Below are 16,889 nucleotides of genomic sequence, written 5' to 3'. Positions count from 1 at the left end.
ATACCGCACCAATAACGGTCGCCACCACCGCTATTCCGCCCAAACAACCCCATACCGCGCCAATAACGGTCACCACCGCCGCTATCGCCAGTGCAGGGGCTGTCTGCATGCCGTTTATCGCTACCAAGCTAACAATCCAGAGGCAGGAGGGGCGTTAACGCTGGCCAGATCCCCTTCCTGTGCGAAGGGGATATCGTTCAAACGCGCAAAAACAGCTGGCAAAGCAGCCCCAGCGGACGATTTTCCTACCCAGACAGCGTGCCGGAGCGGGCCATCCGCCGCCTCGTACGTCACCGAAGGTAGAATTTCGTACACGCGGGGACGAATTCCGTTCGATGTCTCGCGACAGCTGTCGCGAACGCTAAAACCGTTTTGTATCCCCTTACATGGACCGCGCTATATACAATAAGAAGCGTAGAAGAGAGGAAAGGGCTCCCGCAGTCGCCGCATGGAAAACGCTTTCCATCCATCGATGAGCGGCAACGCAGCCCTCGCGCCTCGCAAGCTTGTCGGCCGTCAAGGTTGACGCCGCAGGCGGCGCCTCGCCACCCAGAAGGAGGAATCTTATGAATTCGGCTGCCGGCACCTCGCAGCATCATCAGACCGTCGCCCAGCCAGCCCCGCGAAGACGCGGCGTCCCGGAACGTTACAGATTGTTTTTGTATGCGCTTCCCTTCCTTGTACTTGTGTTCATTTTCAGCTATATGCCGCTGTACGGCTGGATCTACTCGCTTTACAATTACCGCCCCGGCTTCAAGCTAAGCGACACGCCCTTCGTCGGCCTGCAGTGGTTCCGTTCGATCTTCGCCAACCCGACGCAGACCCAAGAGGTGCTGCGGGTCATGAAGAACACCGTCGCCATGAGCGCTCTCGGCATCCTGACTTCGGTGCTGCCGGTCGCCTTCGCGATTCTGCTGTCCGAGATTAGGTCAATGCGCTTCAAGAAAACGGTGCAGATCCTGACGACGCTGCCGAACTTCATCAGCTGGGTGCTCGTTTATGCAATCGCCTTCATGATGTTCAACGTGGACAACGGCCTCATCAACCGGCTCTTCATCGAGCTCGGCCTGCAAGACCGCGGCTTCAACTATCTGGCAAACGACAGTCACACCTGGCTCGCCATGATCCTATGGGCCACCTGGAAGGGGCTCGGATGGGGCGCGATCATGTACATCGCCGCCATCACCGGGATCGACCAAGAGCAGTACGATGCGGCCAAGGTCGACGGCGCGGGCCGGTTCCGCCAGATGTGGAACATCACGGTGCCGGGCATCATGCCGACGTACTTCGTGCTGCTGCTGCTCTCGATCGCCAACTTCATCAACAACGGGATGGAGCAGTACTTCGTCTTCCAGAACCCGATCAACAAGGACCATATCGAGGTGCTCGACCTTTACGTTTACAACACGGGCATGCTGGGCACCAACTTCTCGTTCGCGACGGCCGTCAGCATGCTGAAGTCGATCATCAGCATCGGGCTGCTGTTCTTCGCCAACCGGCTGTCGAAGTGGGTCCGCGGCGAATCGATCATCTAAGCAAAGGAGGAGCCGAACTTGAAGATCCGCAGCTCGACCGGAGATAAAGTGTTCCATACGTTCAACTACCTGTTTTTCGCCATCTTCACGCTGCTCTGCCTGTTCCCTTTTTACTACCTGTTCATCAATACGATCAGCAGCAACGACCTAAGCTCGAAAGGGCTCGTGATGTGGTACCCGAAGGATATTCACTTCAATAACTACATTCAGGTGCTGAAGCTTAAAGGCCTGTCGCAGGCCGCGATGGTATCCGTCGGAAGGACGGTCATCGGGACCGTCGCCACGGTCGCCGGCTCCGCCTTCCTCGGCTATATCTTCACCAAGCGCAAGATGTGGGCCCGCACGTTCTGGTACCGGTTCATCATGATCACGATGTACTTCAACGCGGGCATCATCCCTTGGTACGTCATCATGCTGAAGCTGCACATGACGAACAACTTCATGGCTTACATTTTGCCGATGATCGTCTCGCCGTTTTACGTGATCCTGGTGAAAACGTTCGTCGAGTCGCTGCCCGACGTGCTGCAGGAGTCGGCCGAGATCGACGGCGCGGGAACGATGACGCTGTTCTTCCGCATCATCATGCCGCTCATCATGCCGATCGCCGCCACCATCGCCATCTTCGCCGCCGTGACGCAGTGGAACTCGTTTATCGATACGGTGTTCCTCATGACGAACCAGAAGTACTATACGCTTCAATTCGTGCTCTACAAGTACCTGAACGAATCCAACTCGCTAGCGGCCATCATCCGCAGCAGCGGGGGATCGGCGAACGTCGACCTGTCCAAGATGCAGACGGCGACCTCGATCCGCACGACCGTCTCGATGATCGTCGTTATCCCGATCCTGTTCGTTTATCCGTTCTTCCAACGGTTTTTCGTCAAAGGCATCATGATCGGCGCAGTCAAGGGCTGAGGAGCGAACGACGGCTCCCAGTCCCCGGCGGGCCCATTTAAGGAGGTGAGTCCGGAGCCCGCGATGTGACCGGAACGACAGACCGCTCCATGTTAGCCCGCGTTTACCAATAGCTATCTATCAAAGGGAGGACTACCCCGTGGTTCAGATGAAAAAGAAAAAAGCGCTAACCGCATCCGTCGCCGTCCTGCTCGCGACGAGCCTCGCAGCCTGCTCCGGCGGCAACAATAACAACAACGCTTCGCCGTCCGCCGCGCCGTCCGGCTCGGCATCGTCCGGCGCTTCTGCAAGCGCTTCCGCATCGAGCGCGCCGCAGCGCGACGAGTACAAGATCGACGTGTTCTCGATGCTGTCCAACTTCTCGGGCGAGCAGCAGGGCTGGTTCGCCAAGGTCGTCAAGGACAAGTTCAACCTCGACCTGAACATTATCTCCTCGAACCTCGAGGGCGGCGGCGACGTGAAGTTCTCCGCGATGATGTCTGCGGGCAGCCTGGGCGACCTGGTCGTATTCGGCGACGACGGACAGAAGTACCAGGACGCGATCAAGGCGGGCATGCTGCTCGACTGGACGCAGAACGGCCTGCTCGACAAATACGGACCGAACCTGATGAAGTACGCGTCCAAAGCGATCGAGAAGAACAAGGTCAACTTCGGCGGCGGCTCCAAGGTATACGGCATCGGCTTCGACGTCGGCGAAGGGGACGGCCCTTCGGAAGGCAAGGACATGACCTACAACCCGAACCTGCGCTTCGACCTTTACCAGAAGGCCGGCAGCCCGAAGATCACGAAGATGGAGGATTACCTCCCCGTGCTCAAGAAGATGCAGGAGCTGGAGCCGAAGAGCGATTCGGGCCGGCCGACGTACGCCTTCTCGATGTGGCAAGACTGGGACGGCAACATGATGATGAATACCAAGGCGTGGGCGGGCCTGAACGGCTTCGACGAGACGGACGGCTTCAACAACGGCGGCTTCACGCTCATCTCGGCGGACAAAAACGAAGTGCAGGGCGTGCTGGACGAAGACGGCTACTACATGCGCGGCCTGAAGCTTTACTTCGACGCGAACCAAATGGGCCTCGTCGATCCCGACTCCATGACGCAAAAGTTCGACGACGTCGTCAACAAGATGACGGACGGCCAACTGCTGTTCACCTGGTTCCCGTGGCTCAACACGTACAATACGCCTGAGCGTCTTGCCGAAGGCAAGGGCTTCGCGCTCGTGCCGTTCGAAGAAGAGCGCACGTTCTCCTACGGCTACAACCCGTACGGCGGCAACCGCGTCTGGGCGATCGGCGCCAAGGCGAAGCATCCGGAGCGCGTGCTCGAGTTCCTCGACTGGATGTACAGCCCGGAAGGCACGATGGTCGCCAACTACGGACCGGAAGGCCTCAACTGGAAGCTCGAAAACGGCAAGCCCGTCCTGACGGACTTCGGCAAGCAGGCGCTTCCGTCCAACGCAACGCAGGTACCTGACGAGTTCGGCGGCGGCACTTGGAAGGACGGCCAGAACCAAATCAACAACACGACGCTCAAGCTGACGAGCATCAACCCGGAGACGGGCGATCCGTACGACTACACGCTGTGGACCTCGACGCTGGCACAAGCGCCGAACAAGCTGGAGGAAAATTGGAGAGCCGCGATGGGCGGCGCGACGAGCGCCAAGGATTACCTGCAGAAGAACGACAAAATCGCGATCAACAAGCAGATCTTCACCGGCACCGCGCCTGAAGTCATCTCCGACGATCTGTCGCAGAAGCAAGGCCAAGTCTCGCAGGTCATCAAGCAATATTCCTGGAAGATGGTATTCGCGAAGAACCAGGCCGAGTTCGACAAGCTGAAGAAGGAAATGATCACGAAAGCCAAGGGCCTCGGCTATGACGACGTCTACAACTGGAATAAAGCGCAAAACGAGAAAGTATTCGAGTACCGCGCCAAGTAAGAATGGAAGCCGCAGCAGCCTGAAGCTTATCGCCGCCCTCGTTTGGGGAGGCGGTAAGCTTTTCGGGCATTGCGGAGAGGAAACGGCTTCCGCTGTCGGGAAGCCGCGCAATTTGTTAATATAGTAAGCGTATACAGGGGCGGCGAGCCCGACGCAACGAGAGGGGATGCACGCAACTGTTTTTGTCACGATACCTGAAGATGCCTCATCCCTTCAAGTCCGGCACGCTGAGGCGCACGCTCGTCATCTATTTGCTGATCGCCTGCCTGTTTCCGCCGATCCTGTTTTCCGTCTACACGTATTCGTCGCTGCACTCCATCTTGACGGGCAAAATTCGCAGCGGCATCGACGCAAGCCTGAAGCAGGAAGCGACGGGAATGGAGAACATGCTGAACGACCTGGACTTCGTCTCCAAGCAGTTCGCGCTGGACGGACGGCTGGCCGAGCTGGTCAACCGTTACCTGAAGGCGAGCCAGACCTACGACAAGGCGGAGATCAAGCAGGATATCGAGGACAGCCTGAACCTGGTCAACTTCACGAGTCCGAACGTGGGACTCACCGTGTACTATATGCCGAAAGCGGCGGAGCCGGTGCTGTTCAACAATCTGCCGGTGACCGAAGGCTTCTCGATCGACAACCTGCCGCCGTTCGTGCAGTACAAGGGAGCCGTCTTCCACGGACCGCACCGGACGCAGTACAAGAACAGCGACAATACCGTCATCTCGTCCCTGCGCGTCGTGCGCACGGAGCAGCAGACGCCGGTTTATATTTATTTGGAGTCGAATTACAACCTGTTCCGCAAGATTCTGAACAGCGCGCTTTACGGCATGAAGGTATCGCACTACGTGTTCGACGAGGAAGGAGACGCGCTGTTCGCGGACGACGGCGAACCGCCGCTCGATCCGAAGCAGCTGCGCTACGAAGAGATCGCCGCCTCCGGAGGCTGCCCCTATCGCGGCTACTACCTGTTCGGCTACGAGAGCCCGCAGGGCTGGAAGCTGATGACGGCCGTCAGCAAAAACGAATTCAACAGGGAAATCAACGACTGGTTCCGGCGGCTGGCGCTCTTGTTCGCCTTCGCGTTCGGATTCGCGATCGTGCTCGCGACGCTCGTCTGGCGCAAGGTATACGGCTCGATTCGCAAGGTGAACCGCGAGATCGTCCGCATGACCCGGGATCGCGAAGCGCCGGTCCAATATATGCAGGTGGAGGAGTTCGACCAGCTCCTCGGCAGCTTCCAGGACATGAAGACGACGGTCAACGGGCTGATAACGGAGATCGGCCACAACGAGCGGGCCAAATACCAGCTGGAGACGGAAAAGCTGTTGAGCCAGATCAATCCGCATTTTCTCCACAATACGCTGAACACGGTGCAATGGGTCGCCAGAGCGGGCGGCCAGGAGGAGATCGACCGGATCGTGACGCTGCTCGTCCAGGTGCTCCAGTACAACATGGGTAAAAACAGCTTAATCGTCACCGTGGGACAGGAGCTCGAGGCGCTGCGCCACTATATCGAGCTGCAAAGCTACCGCTACGAGGACGAGCTGAGCTTCAGCATCGACGTGGAGCCGGGCACGGAGTCGATCGCGATGCCGCGCTTCCTGCTGCAGCCGCTCGTGGAAAACGCGATCTATCACGGGCAGAGCGAGGAAGGCGGAGAGATCCGCGTCGTCGTCGAGCGGCAGCCGGACGCGCCGGGCGTGCTGACGCTCAGGGTGACGGACAACGGGCCGGGCATGAACGAAGAGACGCTCGCCGGACTGCTCGAGGACGAGGGCGCTTCCCGCAGAGGGATGGGCATCGGCCTTAAGTACGTCAAGCGGCTGCTCGAGAGCTACTACTACGGCAGCGGCGATCTGCTGCGCATCCGCAGCGTGCCGGGAGCGGGCACGACGCTGTCCGTGCACATACCGATTCGAAGCGAGGTGGAGCTCTATGATCAAAGCGCTGGTCGTTGACGACGAGAAACGCGTGCGAAGGGGATTCATCGCACTGGCGGACTGGTCCGCCTACGGCATCTCCATCGTCGGCGAGGCGAAGGACGGGGCGTCCGCGCTGGCGTTGCTTGGCGAGCTTGAGGTCGACATGATGTTCGTCGATATCGGCATGCCCGGGATGTCTGGCTTCGAGCTGATCGACCAAGCCCGGAGCCGCTATCCGAAGACGAAGGCCGTCATCCTCACCTGCTACCATGAGTTCGACTACGTGCAGGAGGCGCTTCGGCTTGGCGCGATCGACTACATCGTCAAGACGCTGCTCAACAAGAGCAACGTGGACGAGACGCTGCAGCGCATCGTGAAGCGGTTCGAATGGGAGCGGCGGCATACGGCCGGCGGCGCGCAGCGGCCGTTCGAGTCGGCGATGGTACTGGCGCCCAAAGGACGCGAGGCGAGGGACGAGACGCCGCCGGCAGGCCTGGCGGCCGAGAGCAAGCCGCGCCGTCTTGAAGGCGGGCTGTGGATCTGGACCGCGGAGGCGGAGCAGGCCGAGGTTTGGCTGCGCGAGCTGCCGGCGCATGTCGCCGGCAGATGGCAGGCGGCGCTCGTGACCGCGGGCGCGGACGACCGGGTCTCGTCGCGGGAGGCGGAGCGCGCGATCGCGGAGCGTCTGCCGGTCTATCTGTTCTACCGCGGGAGCGGCGACGCCGGCGAACGCGCAGTCGCGCTGAGCGACCTCAAGGCCGACGCGGGACCGGCGCCGGCGGAGCTGGACGCGGCGTTCGCAGAGTGGTCCGAATGCCGCTGGCTGCTGTACGGCGAGGACTGGCGCAAGTTCGTCGCGCAAGTCGAGCATTGGCAGGTGGATCCGGTACTTCTGCAGGACTGGCTTCGTTCGCTTGCGGCCGATGGGGCGTCGTATCTCGGATGGCGCGGAAGAGCGGAAGACGAGGAAGGTCTGGCAGACGTTCTCGGAGACCCCGAAGCGCTGTACGACTGGAAGCAGTGGAAAAGCTGGCTGTCCGCCGCCGCCCTTCTGACCCAGCAGCGGCTCGCCGAGCTGTCGCTGTCGCGGGAGGTGTTCGGCAGCCTGATTCGCGCGGTGCTCTACATGAAGGGCAATGCCGGTCACGACCTGAATCAGGACGAAGTGGCGCGCCGCATCGGGATGAGCCGCAGCTATTTCAGCCAGTGCTTTAAAAAGTTCGCGTCCGGCGAAGCGTTCGGCGACGCGCTTCGCAAGCTTCGGCTGACGGCGGCGAAGGAGCTGCTGGTCGGGACGGATCTGCCCATTCGCGACATCGCGGGCCGGGTCGGCTTCGAAGACGACAAATACTTCAGCCGTCTCTTCCGCGACCGTACGGGGCTGCTCCCGTCCGAATACCGGAACGCGGGCCAGGAGATGCAGCACGAAGGAGGCCGTCCGTGAACGCCGCCGAGAATACGCAGAGCCAGGCTGGTCTCGCGGGAGTGGGCGGAAGAGGCGTTCGCGCAGCCGCAGCGCACGGCATAGCAGCCGCATCGAAATTGGCCTGCGCGCTGGGGGTCTGCGCGCTGACGTTGACCGCCTGCTTCGGCGGCGGGGGCAGCAAGGCGAAGGACGACGCGAGCGCGAGCGTGGATCCGGCCGACCGTCAGGCGTTTGCCAAGTACGATTCGCCGGTCACGCTGCGCATACCGCATCAATATTCGGATATCGTCCTGCCCGAGGGCGATACGAGCGAGAACAACTTCGTTAGCCGGTACCTCGGCGAGCAGACCGGCATCTCGATCAAGTACGCGTGGGAGACGCCCAGCGGCGCGCAGTATGCGTCCACGATGAACTACGCCATCCGCAGCGGAGACTTGCCTGACGCCTTCGTCGTCGACCGGCAGCAGTTCCGCGAGCTGACGCAGGCCGGCGAGCTGGCCGATCTCACGGAGACGTACGGCCAGTATGCGTCCACGCTCGTGAAGTCGATCTACGACGCGACCGGCGGCAAGGCGCTGCAGGAGGCGTCGATCGAGGGCCGACTATACGGGCTGCCGAACGTCGCGATCGAGGCGGACGCGCCGACGTACCTGTGGGTTCGCCAGGACTGGCTGGACAAGCTGGGCTTCGCGCCGCCGAAGACGCTGGACGATATCGCCAAGATCGCGAAGGCGTTCCGGCAGATCGATCCGGATGGCAACGGCAAAGACGATACGGTCGGCATCCCGGTCGATCGCGGCATGGTCTACGGGGAGAAGACCGGCAACAACGGGCTGAACGGCGTCTTCGCGGCCTTCGGCGCCTATCCGCGCAAATGGATCGCGGGTTCTGACGGCCAGCCCGTATACGGGTCGGTGCAGCGCGAGGCCAAGGAGGCGCTCAAGCTGCTCGCCCAGTGGTACAAGGACGGCGTCCTGGACACGCAATTCATGCTGCGGCAGGATCCGCAAGACCTGGTGTCGGAGAACAAGACGGGCATCTTCTTCGGACCCTGGTGGGCGCCGTATTACCCATTGTCCAAGTCGATCTCCCAGGATACGAAGGCGGATTGGCGGGTCTATGCCGTGCCGCTTGATGAGACGGGTCGGTTCAACGTGAGCGAATCGCCGGTCACCGACCGCTATCTGGTCGTCCGCAAAGGCTACGAGCATCCCGAAGCCGCGCTTAAGCTGCTGAACGTATTCACGCGGATCGAGCGCAATCAGGATCCGGGCGCGAAAGGCTTGCTGGCGGTGACCGAGCAGCTCGATACGCAGCTTCGCAACTATTACCCGTTCGACCTGCTGCTCGACTATCCGGACGCGATCGCCCAGCGGCACGACAATTTGACGAAGGCGCTGGCCGGAGAGCTCGATCCCGGGCAGTTGGACCAGGAGACGAAGCGTCTGTACGACGACGCCCTGACCGAGCGGGAGTATCCGCGCAAAAACCTGGACGCCTGGGCAGGCTCGACGGCTTATCAGCTGTGGGGCAGCGTCGGGCGGGCGGAGACGGTCAAGGTCGAGAGCTTCTTCGCGGATCCGCCGCCGTCGCTCGCGACGATGTGGACGAACTTGCTGAGCCTCGAGGCGGAGACGTACGCGAAGATCATCACGGGCGAGCTGCCGCTGTCTGCGTTCGACGATTATGCGCAGCGCTGGCACGCGGAGGGCGGAGACAAGATGACCGAAGCAGTGCGGGAGGCGAACCGCGAGTAGGGCTGGACGCGGAGCCCAGGGCAGGCAGCGATAGCCGATAAAATCGGCTTATGGCGCATTGCGCAGTCACGCCAGGCCGCTTCAACCGGGGCCTTAAGGGATCGACCGGACAGGCGATCCCTTTGCTTTAGAGACATGGCATGCTCGGATGCGCTATACTGTGTTAATATGCGAGTACGCCGGATGGAGGTGTGTTTATGGCAATCGATAAATGCGGAGGCGTGGCGACGCCGAGATGGTTCGGTTACGCGCTGCAGTCCCTCGTTTACTTGGCCCATCACGCCGACCGGGACGATCGCTGTCCGAGCGGCGAGATCGCGGGGAATTGCGCCACGGAGGCGACGCTTATGCGGCGGATTCTCTCGCGACTCGCCAGGGCGCAGATCGTCGGAGCGCGCGAGGGCAGGGAAGGCGGATACTTCCTGCTCAAGCCGCCGGAGGCGATCACGCTCGGCGAGGTGTACCGGGCGCTCGAGATCGCGGAACCGCTGCACAGCGGGATGCTGGACAGCGCCGACGACTGCACCGCGCTCGGTTCGGGCATGAAGGAAGCGTTCGGCGACGTCATTCGCGAGACCGAGCGCAGGATGATGGAGGTACTCGACGGCCGCACGATCGCGGACATGATCGGGCAGGTGTTCGGGCAAAAGGTCTGATTCGGCGGGTGCCGGCGCCGCCCCCGTTCCTTAGAAGCCGCTGAAGCCCGATTCGGCGTCGGCGTATACGGGGCATGCGGAACGGTCGACATCAAAATTTCGTGGTTATTATCGGTCTGAGCGATCAGGCCGATTTTATTTTTTTCAGGCGCTCTCGGACGCGCTGACGGACGCGGCTCAATAAAGACAAGGCGGACCGCTTCGGTTATACTGGCAGAAGACGGCAGAATCGGGGGCTCCGGCCTGCGTGCCGGGGCATAAGTCCGCATCGGTTCGGGCGACCCGCGCGTTCTGACCGTGCGCATGCGCAGAAGCCGGCGGGAGGTCGATTGGATTGTTGAAGGGAATTCCGGCGATATTGTCGCCAGAGCTGCTGAAGATTTTGATGGAAATGGGCCATGGCGACGAGATCGTGCTGGGCGACGGGAACTTCCCCGCGGCCAGCCACGCGCAGCGTCTCGTGCGCTGCGACGGCCATGGCGTCCCGGAGCTGCTCGACGCTGTTCTGAAGCTGATGCCGCTGGATCAGTACTCGGCGCGGCCGGCCGCCCTTATGCAGATCGTGCCCGGCGATACGGCCGAGACGCCGATCTGGGGGCGGTATGGCGAGATTATCCGCGATCGGGCCGGTCTGACGGAGCCGTTCGAGGAGGTCGAGCGGTTCGCGTTTTACGAGCGGGCGAAGCAAGCTTACGCGATCGTGGCGACGGGCGAGAGCGCCCTGTACGCCAACATCATCCTCAAAAAGGGCGTCATCGCGGCCGAATAGGCCGTCGAAGGGAACGTCGAACCCGAAAAGCCGGATAGGTTCTCCTTCGCGCACGCGGAGCGGGGCGGATATCCGGCTTTTGGCGAATAAGCGAAGGGGCGTGATCTCGCGTGGCGAAGGAGCCGCATCTTCATGAGCTGATGACGCTCAAGACCATCGCAGAGAAGCTCAACCAAATGAACGAGCTGCAGCCGCTGCTCGGCGAGGTGCTGGAGAGCCTGCTGGCGCTCACGGGCCTCACGACCGGCTGGATCTACGTCGAATCCGGTCCCCGCCGATTCCGGCTAGCGGCGGATCGACGGCTGCCGCAGGCGCTGTCGCTGGACGACAAGCTGCCGATGCAGGGCAATTATTGCTGGTGCCTGAAGCGTTACGCGGCAGATGAGCTGCCCAGCGCCGTTAACATTTTAAGCTGCAAACGGATCGAGATGGCGATCAGGGATTCGACGGGAGATACGGAGGGCATCACGCATCACGCCACCGTGCCGCTTCGCGCCGGATCCCGGCAGTTCGGCGTGCTGAACGTCGCCGCTCCCGGCAAGACGCGGTTCGACGACGAGGAGCTGGCGCTGCTCGAATCGGTCGCGTATCAGATCGGCAGCGCCGTCGAACGCGTACAGCTGTACGAAGCGGAGCGTCGCCGATCCGCGCACTTCGCCCAGCTCGGCGAGCTGGGAAGGGCGATCGCCGCGGCGGCGGGCGGACGTTCGGGGACGCCGCTCGCGACGCGGATCGTGGAGGAGCTCGGGACGCGCTTCGAATGGCCGTACGTCGCCATGATCGGCCTTGAAGGGACTGACATGCGCATGCGGGCCGTCTTCAAGGCAGGCAGCGGGGGTGGCGGCGCGCGGGAGCTGTCCGACGTTCTCTCCGCGCATACGGCCGAGGTGCTCCGCGGCCGCATGGCGAGCCGCAGATACGGTCTGGGCTCCGGCTGCGCGCCCGAGCTTCGCGGCACGCAATTGAGCCTGCCGGGCGAGCCGGAGGTGCGGGCGGCATTTATCGTTCCGTTCGCCTACGCGGACGATACGTTCGGCCTGATCCTGGTCTGTTCATTGCCGGGAGCGGAGTTGGGCAAGGTCGACGTCGAAGTGCTCGAAGCGCTGTCCGAGCAGATCGCCGCGGCCTTCGTGACCGAGCGGGATGAGGAGAGCCGCAGGGAGCTCGCCCGTTTGGAGGAGCGCAACCGGCTTGCCCGGGATCTGCACGACTCGGTCACGCAGATGCTGTTCTCCCTCTCGATGACGGCCAAGGGCGTGGAGGCGCAGCTGGCCGCCGGAGAGCTGGACGCCGCAAGGGACAACGTGGGCGACATGCGCACGCTCTCGCAGACCGCGCTGAAGGAGATGCGTACGCTCATTCGCCAGCTGCGTCCGTCCGACCTGGACGAAGGGGTGCTGCAGGCGCTTACGGTCTATGCAGGCCGCATCGGACTGCGCGTGCGGACGCGCCAATCCGGCTCTGGCAGGCGGCTGCCGGACGGGATGGACGAGGCGCTCCGCGGCATCGGACAAGAGGCGCTGAACAACATCGTCAAGCACGCTGGCGTACGCGAAGCCTCGATCGAGCTGGATCTGCGAAGCGGGGAAGTGTCGCTGCGAATCGCGGACGGCGGGCGGGGCATGGATGTCGGGCAGAGGCTCGGGGCCGACAACGGGGTGTCGGCAGACGGGCATTCGATCGGACTCGCCACCATGCGCGAGCGATGCGAGGCGTTTGGCGGCACGCTGCATATTTACGGCGGAGACGGTCTCGGGACGACCGTCGAAGCGATCTTGCCGATAAAGGAGTTCAGAGCTTGAGTATCCGAATACTGCTCGCGGACGACCATGCCGTCGTGCGCCGCGGCTTGCATGTCATGCTGTCCACCCAGGGCGGCCTTGAACTGGTAGGCGAAGCCTCGAACGGCATCGAGACGCTGGAGCTTGCGGCGCGGCTGGCGCCCGATATCATCCTGATGGACCTGCAGATGCCGGTGCTGGACGGACTCGCTACGATGGAGCGCCTTCGGGATAACGGGTCGGAGGCGAAGGTCATCGTGCTGACGTCTTACGCCGATCAGGACCACGTACTGCCGGCCGTTCGCGCCGGCGCGCGCGGCTACCTGTTGAAGGACGTTGAACCCGAGGATCTGATCCGGGCGATCAGGCGCGTGCACGAAGGCAAGATCGAGCTGCATTCCGAGATCGCCGGGCAGCTCCTTGAGCTGGTGACGGCTGCGGATCATCCGGCGGTTGATTCGCGGTTGCCGGCAGTCGGGTCGGTCGCCTCGCCCTTCGGCGAGCTCACCAGGCGAGAGCGCGAGGTGCTGGAGCTGCTCGCTTCCGGCAAGAACAACAAGGAGATCGCCGCCGTCTTGTACATCTCGGAGAAAACGGTCAAGACGCATGTCAGCCACGTCCTGGATAAACTTGGCGTACCGGACCGGACGCAGGCAGCCCTGCTCGCCGTGAAGCACGGACATTAGCGTCGCCATATGGGACTTCTCATCCTTTAGTCGCAAAAAAACTCAGCCCTTGGCTGAGTTTTTTGCGTCTGCATTTCCGTCTTTTCGCCGACGAGGCCGGCTCGCAAGCAGTCTACAATGAAGACATCCCTTAAGAGACGGAAGGATGATCGAGTATGAACATCGCCATTATCGCAGGAAGCAACAGGCAGGATTCGAACAGTACGCGTCTGGCGCGTTATGTAGAAGAGGTTATCGCGCAGCAAGGACATACGGTGTCCTTTTACGATCCGAAGCAGACGCCGCTGCCGTTTTTTTCGACCGATGAAGACTTCGCGGGGCATTCGGGCCTGGCGGCGCTCAGGCAAGCAGTCTCCGATGCGGACGCCATCGTCCTGTCCACGCCTGAGTACCACGGCGCGGTATCGGGCGTGCTCAAGAACGCGCTCGACTTTCTGGGGCAGCCGCACTTCGAGGGCAAAACCGTACTCAGCATGAGCTCCGCCGGAGGCGCGGTGGGCATCGGCTCGCTGCATCAGCTGCATTCGATCGTCCGCTCGCTGCACGGCGTGAACTGCCCCGAGTGGATCTCCGTATCCGGATTCCAGCGCGACCTGCCTTGGGGCGACGACAAGGACACGGAGTCCGGCAGAAAGCTCGATACCCGAATCCGCGTCGCCGTGAATGCCTTCCTCGGCATGGCAACGCGATTGAGCGCGCGTAGCTCGGATCGCACGGCGTGACGCTAACGGCTCAACCCGCGCCAAACAGACCGTTTCCTCCCCGGAACGGTCTGTTTTTATTGGGTCGGCGCTTCAAGCAACCTGCGCTTCAAGCAACCCGCGCTTCAAGCCGAACGCAGCCGCTTGAAAAACGCGGCGATCGCGGTCTCCGCGGCGCCCATGACGGCGGAACGGTCGCCGAGCTCGGCGAAGAGCAGCCGGATGCCGCGCAGGTGGAAGTTCAGCGCGCGAGCTTCGGTCGTGCGGCTCATCGCTTCCTCGAGCCAGGGCCGGGCGCGGCTCATCGTGTTGCCGATGACGACGGCTTCAGGATTAAAGACGTTAACGATATTGGCGACGCCGACGCCTAGCGACTCGCCGATGCCGGCGAACAGCGCGCGCGCCTGTTCGTCGCCGCCTTCGGCAAGCGCGAGCAGGCTGTCCAACGTGCCCTCGCCGATCCCCGCCTCCGCCGCGCGGGCGAGCAGCGCCTGCTCCGAGGCGTACAACTCCCAGCAGCCGCGGTTGCCGCAGCGGCACGGCGGGCCGCTGGCTTCGATGGACAGATGCCCGAGTTCCCCCGAAAAGCCCGCCGCCCCCTTATAGAGCTCCTTTTGCAAAATAAGCCCGGTCCCGATGCCCATGCCGACGCTCACGTAGATCATGCTGCCAATGCCGCGGCCGCTGCCGAACTTGCGCTCGCCGATTGCGCCGACGTTCGCTTCGTTGTCGATGAGGACGGGAATGCCGAACGCGCGGTTCAGCGCATCCTGCAGCGGCACGTCCCGCCAGCCGAGATTGGGCGCGTACAGCACGGCGCCGCCGCGGTCTACGAGCCCCGGTACGCCGACGCCGATGCCGACGACGCCGAACGCGCTTTCGGGCGCCTCGTCGACGAGCGATTGGATAAAGGGCCGCAAAATGCCGAATACTTCATCCGGTGACGTCTTGGCCAGCCGCGCCGTACGTTCGACCGCGACGCCGCCCCGTAGATCCGTCAGCACGCCGCGCACGTAGTTGACGCCGAGATCGACGCCGACGGCGTAGCCCGACTCCGCCACGAATTCGAGCAGGACCGGCTTGCGCCCGCCGCTGGATTGACCCGTTCCGATCTCGCGGACCAGGCCGCTGTCGATCAGATCCTGTACAAGGCTGGATACGGTCGCCTTGTTCAGGCCCGTGAGCGCGGAAATATCCGCTCGGGAGAGCGGAGCGCCCTGCAGAACCGATTCGAGCACGATGGCGGTATTCATTCTTTTGATAAGCGCTTGATCTCCGGTCGGGGTCTTCATGCTGGATGCGGCTCCTTCGCGCGGGGCGTGGGTTCATTCGGTTCGTTCTTTCGTCCCATTAATCGTTAACGACATCATAGCATAAAACTTAGTTTAGCCAATAGACAAACTAAGTTTCGGATGCTATGCTTAATTCAGCTTGTAACCGAATTCAATAACCCTACATCCTTAAGGAGGCATTCCGTTATTATGAGCCTGTTTTCGAATGTGCCGCAGATCAAGTACGAAGGCCGCAAATCCGACAATCCGTTCGCATTCAAACACTATAACGCCAGCGAGGTCGTCCTCGGCAAGACGATGGAGGAGCACCTGCGCTTCGCCGTCGCTTATTGGCATACGTTCAACGCCAACGGCGCCGATCCGTTCGGCGCCGGCACGGCGGTTCGCAGCTGGGATTCGCTCTCCCCGCTCGATAGAGCCAAGGTTCGCGTCGAAGCGAACTTCGAGCTGCTCGAGAAGCTGGGCGTGCCGTTCTACGCATTCCACGACGCCGACATCGCGCCTGAAGGCGCTACGCTCGCCGAAACGAACAAGAACATCGACATCATCGTCGCGAAGCTGAAGGAGTTCCAACAGTCCACCGGCAAAAAGCTGCTCTGGAACACCGCCAACCTGTTCACGAACCCGCGCTACGTATTCGGCGCCGCGACGAGCAACAATGCGGAAGTGTTCGCGTACTCCGCGGCGACGATCAAGAAAATGCTCGAAGTCGGCAAGGAGCTGAACGGCGAGAACTACGTCTTCTGGGGCGGCCGCGAAGGCTACGAGTCGCTGCTGAACACGGACATGGGCCTCGAGCTGGACAACCTGGCCCGCATGCTGCACATGGCCGTCGACTACGCCAAGGAGATCGGGTTCGGCGCGCAATTCCTCATCGAGCCGAAGCCGAAGGAGCCGACCAAGCACCAGTACGACTTCGACTCCGCGACGACGCTCAGCTTCCTGCGCAAGTACGGCTTGAAGGATCACTTCAAGCTGAACATCGAAGCGAACCACGCGACGCTGGCCGGCCACACGTTCGAGCACGAGCTCCGCGTCGCTCGCCTGGACGGCGCGCTCGGCTCGATCGACGCCAACCAAGGCGACTACCTGCTCGGCTGGGACACGGATGAGTTCCCGACCGATCTGTACTCGACGACGCTGGCCATGTTCGAAATCCTCAAAAACGAAGGCGGCATCGGCAAAGGCGGCGTGAACTTCGACGCCAAGGTTCGCCGGACTTCCTTCGAGGACGACGATCTGTTCTTCGCGCACATCGCGGGCATGGACTCGTTCGCGCACGGCCTGAAGGCCGCCGCCAAGCTGATCGAGAACAAGACGCTGGACGGCATCGTCGACGGCCGCTACGCCAGCTTCGGCGAAGGCATCGGCGCCGAGATCGTCGCAGGCAAGCATACGCTCGCATCGCTTGAATCTTACGTGCTGAGCGGACAAAAGCCGATCGTAAACCGTTCCGGCCGTCTGGAGCAGATTCGCCAAGCCGTGAACGAGGTTATTTTCAGCGTATAAA

Annotated in this window: 13 protein-coding genes; 12 read left to right on the top strand and 1 reads right to left on the bottom strand. The window is 62.0% G+C overall.

The annotated features are described in order from the left end of the window. Nucleotides 1-566: 566 nt before the first annotated feature. The 11 genes from BM235_RS03015 to BM235_RS02965 all read left to right on the top strand — a co-directional run bounded on the left by BM235_RS03015 (nt 567) and on the right by BM235_RS02965 (nt 14,108). Nucleotides 567-1,535, top strand: a complete 969-nt coding sequence (locus BM235_RS03015) for an ABC transporter permease (protein WP_090109065.1) — start codon at nt 567-569, stop codon at nt 1,533-1,535. Between the two features lie 18 nt (nt 1,536-1,553). After that, nucleotides 1,554-2,450, top strand: a complete 897-nt coding sequence (locus tag BM235_RS03010) for a carbohydrate ABC transporter permease (RefSeq protein ID WP_255374029.1) — start codon at nt 1,554-1,556, stop codon at nt 2,448-2,450. A gap of 148 nt (nt 2,451-2,598) precedes the next feature. Further along, nucleotides 2,599-4,389, top strand: a complete 1,791-nt coding sequence (locus tag BM235_RS03005) for a type 2 periplasmic-binding domain-containing protein (RefSeq protein WP_090109602.1) — start codon at nt 2,599-2,601, stop codon at nt 4,387-4,389. 182 nt (nt 4,390-4,571) lie between these two features. Further along, nucleotides 4,572-6,347: a sensor histidine kinase gene (locus BM235_RS03000; RefSeq protein ID WP_143106621.1), complete on the top strand. Its 1,776-nt coding sequence runs from the start codon at nt 4,572-4,574 to the stop codon at nt 6,345-6,347. Further along, nucleotides 6,325-7,755: a response regulator transcription factor gene (locus tag BM235_RS02995; RefSeq protein ID WP_090109061.1), complete on the top strand. Its 1,431-nt coding sequence runs from the start codon at nt 6,325-6,327 to the stop codon at nt 7,753-7,755. Before BM235_RS03000 ends, BM235_RS02995 begins: the two co-directional genes overlap by 23 nt. Continuing rightward, on the top strand, nt 7,752-9,494 hold the full coding sequence (locus BM235_RS02990) for an extracellular solute-binding protein (RefSeq protein WP_158543670.1): 1,743 nt from the start codon (nt 7,752-7,754) through the stop codon (nt 9,492-9,494). Before BM235_RS02995 ends, BM235_RS02990 begins: the two co-directional genes overlap by 4 nt. A 197-nt stretch (nt 9,495-9,691) precedes the next feature. Next, the gene (locus BM235_RS02985; RefSeq protein WP_090109055.1) at nt 9,692-10,150 is read left to right on the top strand and encodes an RrF2 family transcriptional regulator; all 459 of its coding nucleotides are present in this window, start codon (nt 9,692-9,694) and stop codon (nt 10,148-10,150) included. A 334-nt stretch (nt 10,151-10,484) separates the two neighbouring features. After that, nucleotides 10,485-10,919: an RbsD/FucU family protein gene (locus tag BM235_RS02980; RefSeq protein ID WP_090109053.1), complete on the top strand. Its 435-nt coding sequence runs from the start codon at nt 10,485-10,487 to the stop codon at nt 10,917-10,919. Between the two features lie 110 nt (nt 10,920-11,029). Beyond that, nucleotides 11,030-12,721, top strand: coding sequence for a GAF domain-containing sensor histidine kinase (locus BM235_RS02975; protein ID WP_090109051.1), 1,692 nt, complete (start codon nt 11,030-11,032; stop codon nt 12,719-12,721). Further along, nucleotides 12,718-13,386 carry a response regulator gene (locus tag BM235_RS02970; protein WP_255374028.1) on the top strand — a complete coding sequence of 223 codons (669 nt, stop codon included), beginning with the start codon at nt 12,718-12,720 and terminating at the stop codon, nt 13,384-13,386. The genes BM235_RS02975 and BM235_RS02970 overlap by 4 nt, the downstream gene beginning before the upstream one ends. A gap of 155 nt (nt 13,387-13,541) precedes the next feature. After that, on the top strand, nt 13,542-14,108 hold the full coding sequence (locus BM235_RS02965) for an NADPH-dependent FMN reductase (RefSeq protein WP_090109037.1): 567 nt from the start codon (nt 13,542-13,544) through the stop codon (nt 14,106-14,108). A 104-nt stretch (nt 14,109-14,212) separates the two neighbouring features. Here BM235_RS02965 and BM235_RS02960 read toward each other — a convergent pair whose 3' ends face one another. Further along, on the bottom strand, nt 14,213-15,379 hold the full coding sequence (locus BM235_RS02960) for an ROK family transcriptional regulator (RefSeq protein WP_090109035.1): 1,167 nt from the start codon (nt 15,377-15,379) through the stop codon (nt 14,213-14,215). A 189-nt stretch (nt 15,380-15,568) separates the two neighbouring features. Here BM235_RS02960 and xylA point away from each other — a divergent pair, with 189 nt between their 5' ends. After that, nucleotides 15,569-16,888: a xylose isomerase gene (gene xylA, locus BM235_RS02955; protein ID WP_090109032.1), complete on the top strand. Its 1,320-nt coding sequence runs from the start codon at nt 15,569-15,571 to the stop codon at nt 16,886-16,888. Nucleotide 16,889: the final 1 nt, after the last annotated feature.

The sequence above is a fragment of the Cohnella sp. OV330 genome (assembly GCF_900112065.1).
Classification (GTDB): Bacteria; Bacillota; Bacilli; order Paenibacillales; family Paenibacillaceae; genus Cohnella.
The sequence above is the reverse complement of the archived record's forward strand: the minus strand, read 5'-3'. Positions and strand labels throughout refer to the sequence as shown.

Bases quoted from the DNA above. Each gene is read 5' to 3' on its own strand.
- BM235_RS03015 (WP_090109065.1), top strand. From the start codon at position 567: ATGAATTCGGCTGCCGGCACCTCGCAGCATCATCAGACCGTCGCCCAG.
- BM235_RS03005 (WP_090109602.1), top strand. From the start codon at position 2,599: ATGAAAAAGAAAAAAGCGCTAACCGCATCCGTCGCCGTCCTGCTCGCG.
- BM235_RS02995 (WP_090109061.1), top strand. From the start codon at position 6,325: ATGATCAAAGCGCTGGTCGTTGACGACGAGAAACGCGTGCGAAGGGGA.
- BM235_RS02985 (WP_090109055.1), top strand. From the start codon at position 9,692: ATGGCAATCGATAAATGCGGAGGCGTGGCGACGCCGAGATGGTTCGGT.
- BM235_RS02965 (WP_090109037.1), top strand. From the start codon at position 13,542: ATGAACATCGCCATTATCGCAGGAAGCAACAGGCAGGATTCGAACAGT.
- BM235_RS02960 (WP_090109035.1), bottom strand. From the start codon at position 15,379: ATGAAGACCCCGACCGGAGATCAAGCGCTTATCAAAAGAATGAATACC.
- xylA (WP_090109032.1), top strand. From the start codon at position 15,569: ATGAGCCTGTTTTCGAATGTGCCGCAGATCAAGTACGAAGGCCGCAAA.